General features: G+C 74.7%; 1 protein-coding gene. It reads right to left on the reverse strand.

The window, feature by feature from the left end; genetic code table 11:
* On the reverse strand, window positions 1–4,232 hold a 4,232-nt coding region (locus Voc01_RS52505; protein ID WP_203935319.1), incomplete at both ends, for a type I polyketide synthase.

Raw genomic sequence — 4,232 nt, forward strand, 5'->3', positions numbered from 1 at the left:
GTCCACCGGCACGTCCGCTCCCGCGGTCTCCACCGGGAACACGACCAGGTCGGCTGGCACCGCCGACGCCGTCACCGGGACCCAGTCGACGCGGAACAGCGCGTCGCGGCCCGGCAGCGGACGGTCCAGGCTCAGCGGACGCAGGACGAGCCGCTCGACGGAGACCACCGGCTCGCCGGCGGCGTCGACCGCCAGCAGCGACACCGCGTCCGGGCCGGCGGGGGTCAGCCGCACGCGCAGCGTGCGGGCGCCAACCGCGTGCAGCGTCACGCCCGACCAGGAGAACGGCAGGCCGGCGCCGTCGACGAGGCCGCCGGCCGCCACGGCGTGCAGGGTCGAGTCCAGCAGCGCCGGGTGCACGCCGAACCCGCCGGAGTCCTGTGCGGCACCGTCGGGCAGTTCGACCTCGGCGAAGACGTCGGCGCCCGCCCGCCACACCGACCGCAGGCCGCGGAACAGCGGGCCGTAGGCGAACCCGGCGGCGGCCAGCGTCCCGTACAGGCCGTCGATGTCGACCGGGGTCGGGTCGGCCGGCGGCCAGGACGCGATGCCGTCCACCGGCCCGGTGCCCGCCGGGGCCAGGGTGCCGGTGGCGTTGACGACCCAGGCGGTGTCGTCGTCGGTCGCGGTGTCGGGGCGGGAGTGGACGGTGACCGGGCGCAGCCCGGACGGGTCCGGCCCGCCCACGACCAGGTTCAGCTGCACCCCACCGTGGTCGGGGACGACCAGCGGCGCCTGCATGGTCAGCTCGTCGACCCGGGGGCAGCCGGCCCGGTCACCGGCGCGGATCGCCAGTTCGAGCAGCGCCGTGCCGGGCACCAGCACCGCGCCGCCGACGGCGTGCTCGGCCAGCCACGGGTGCGTGCGCAGCGAGATCCGTCCGGTGAGCACGACGCTGTCGGCGCCGACCAGCGGCACCACCGCGCCGAGCAGCGGGTGGTCGACGGTGCCCAGGCCGAGGCCGGCGGCGTCGGCGGGGCGTTCGACGGCCGGACGCGGCCAGTAGCGCTCGTGCTCGAAGGCGTAGGTGGGCAGGTCGATGCGGCGCCCGCCGGGGAGCACGGCCGGCCAGTCGATGGCGACGCCGCGCACGTGCAGGTTCGCCAGCGCGGTGGCCATGGCGGTCGCGTCCTTCTGCCGCGCCCGCAGCGTCGGGACGAACGCGCCGGTCTCGACGCAGTGCTGCCCCATCGCCGAGAGGACGGCATCGGGGCCGAGTTCGACGAACGTGGTGACGCCGGCGGCTTCGAGGGCCTTCATGCCGTCGTGGAACCGCACCGCCTCGCGGACGTGGCGCACCCAGTACTGCGGGGTGGTCAGGTCACCGTCGAGGTTCGACATGATCGGGATGACCGGCTCGTGGAACGTGAGGCCCTCGGCGACGTGGAAGAACCCGTCGAGCATGCCGGCCATCAACGGCGAGTGGAACGCGTGGCTCACGGTGAGCCGCTTGGCCTTGAAACCGGCGGTGACGGCGAGCACGGTCTCCTCGTCACCGGACACGACGACCGACCGCGGCCCGTTGACGGCGGCGATGCTGACCTTCGCTTCGAGGCCGGCCAGGCGCGGCAGCACGTCCTCCTCGGAGGCCTGCACCGAGACCATCGCGCCGCCGGTCGGCAGCGCCTGCATGAGCCGGGCACGCGCCTTGACCAGCGTCGCGGCGTCGTCGAGTGAGAGCACCCCGGCCACGTGCGCGGCGGCCAGCTCACCGATCGAGTGGCCGATGAGGTGGTCCGGCTTCACGCCCCACGACTCGAGGAGGCGGAACAGCGCCACCTCCAGGGCGAACAGGCCCTGCTGCGTGTTGACCGTCTGCGCGAGCAGGTCCGCGTCGTCACCGAAGACGGTCTCCTTGATGCCGTCGTCGAGTCGGGCGCAGACCTCGTCGAAGGCGTGCGCGAACACCGGGTACGCCTCGTACAAGCCGCGGCCCATGCCGGGGCGCTGCGAGCCCTGGCCGGTGAACAGGAACGCGGTGCGGCCGCCGGACACGCTGCCCCGGATCGCGCCGGCACCGTCGGCCAGCGCGGACAGCCCCTTCAGCAGCGCCCGCCGGTTGCCGGCGACCACGGCCGCCCGGTGCTCGTGCGCCGCCCGCGACGTCGCCGCCGAGAAGGCGACGTCCACAATGGACGGATCACCGGACGCGACCAGGTCGTGCAGCCGCGCCGCCTGGCCGGCCAGCGCACCGGCGCCGCGGGCGGACAGGACGACGGGCACGACGGTCGTCGACCGGACGGCCGGTGGCACCTCGATCGCCGGCGGCTGCTCGATGATGGTGTGCGCGTTGGTCCCGCTGATGCCGAACGACGAGACCGCGGCCCGGCGCGGCCGGTCGACGGCCGGCCACTCGCGGGGTTCGGTGAGCAGTTCGACCGCGCCGGCCGACCAGTCGACGTGCGGCGACGGCTCGTCGACGTGCAGCGTGCGCGGTAGCACGCCGTGGCGCATGGCGAGGACCATCTTGATGATCCCGGCGACGCCGGCGGCGGCCTGGGTGTGGCCGAGGTTCGACTTGACCGAGCCCAGCCACAGCGGTTCTTCCCGGTCCTGGCCGTAGGTGGCCAGCAGCGCCTGCGCCTCGATCGGGTCACCGAGTTTCGTGCCGGTGCCGTGCGCCTCGACGGCGTCGACGTCGGTCGTTCCCAGGCCCGCACCCGCCAGCGCCTGGCGGATCACCCGCTGCTGCGACGGCCCGTTCGGTGCGGTGAGCCCGTTGGACGCGCCGTCCTGGTTCACCGCCGACCCCCGCACGACCGCGAGGATCGGGTGCCCGTTGCGCTGCGCGTCGGACAGCCGCTCCACGAGCAGCATGCCCACGCCCTCGCCCCAGCCGGTGCCGTCGGCGGAACCGGCGAACGCCTTGCAGCGGCCGTCGGGCGACAGCCCACGCTGGCGCGAGAACGCGACGAACGTCCCCGGCGTCGACATCACGGTCACACCACCGGCCAATGCCAGGTCGCACTCCCCGCGCCGCAGCGCCTGCACGGCCAGGTGCAGCGCGACCAGCGACGACGAGCACGCCGTGTCGATCGTCACCGCCGGACCCTCCAGGCCGAACGTGTACGACACCCGGCCCGACGCGATGCTGCCGACGGTGCCGGAGCCGACCGAGCCGTCGATGGCGTCGGCGGTGTTCTGCAGCACGTCCGCGTAGTCGTGGTACATCACGCCGGCGTAGACGCCGGTGCGGCTGCCGCGCAGCGTCTGCGGGTCGATGCCCGCGCGTTCGATGGCTTCCCAGGAGGCTTCCAGGAGCAGCCGCTGCTGCGGGTCGGTGCCGACCGCCTCGCGCGGCGAGATGCCGAAGAACGCGGGGTCGAACCGGTCGGCGCCGTCGAGGAAGCCGCCTTCGCGGGTGTAGCTCGTGCCGGGGTTGTCGGGGTCGGGGTGGTACAGGGCGTCGACGTCCCAGCCCCGGTTGTCGGGGAACGCCGTGACCGCGTCGCGGCCGTCAGTGAGCAGCTGCCACAGGTCCTCGGGGGTCTCCACGCCGCCGGGGAAGCGGCAGGCCATCCCGACGATGACGACAGGTTCGTCGTCGACCCGCGCCGGTGCGGCCACCGCGTCGGTCGGTGCGGCACCGGTCACCTCGGCACGCAGGTGCTCCGCGAGGGTGGACGCCGACGGGTAGTCGAACACGAGCGTCGCCGGCAGGCGCAGGCCGGTCGCCTCGGCGAGCCGGTTGCGCAGCTCCACGGCGGTCAGCGAGTCGAAGCCGAGTTCGGTGAACGCGCGTGCGGGTTCGACGGCCTCGGCGCCGGCGTGGCCGAGCACCGCCGCCACCTGGCCGCGGACCAGGTCGAGCACCAGCCGGTCGGCGTCGGGCGCGGAAAGGCCGGCGAGCCGCTCGGCCAGCGCCGACCCGCGCGAGGCTCCCCTGCGGGCGGGCACCCGCACGAGGCCACGCAGCAGCGCCGGCACGGTCCCGCCGGCCCTGACGGCGGCCAGGTCCAGGCGCATCGGCACGAGCAGCGGGGTGTCGGTGGTCAGGGCCGCGTCGAACAGCGCCAGACCCTCCTCATTGGACAGACCCGCGAGGTGACGCGCGTCGGCGCCCATCCCGTCGGCCTGCGCCCACAGTCCATAGGCCAGCGACACGGCCGGAAGCCCCTGCGCGACCCGGTGCTGCGCGAGGGCGTCGAGGAACGTGTTCGCCGCGGCGTAGCTGGCCTGTCCGGCGTTGCCGAACACACCGGCGGCCGAGGAGAACAGCACGAACGCCGCGA

Origin of the sequence: Virgisporangium ochraceum, from assembly GCF_016863655.1 — a bacterium.
Lineage (GTDB): Bacteria > Actinomycetota > Actinomycetes > Mycobacteriales > Micromonosporaceae > Virgisporangium > Virgisporangium ochraceum.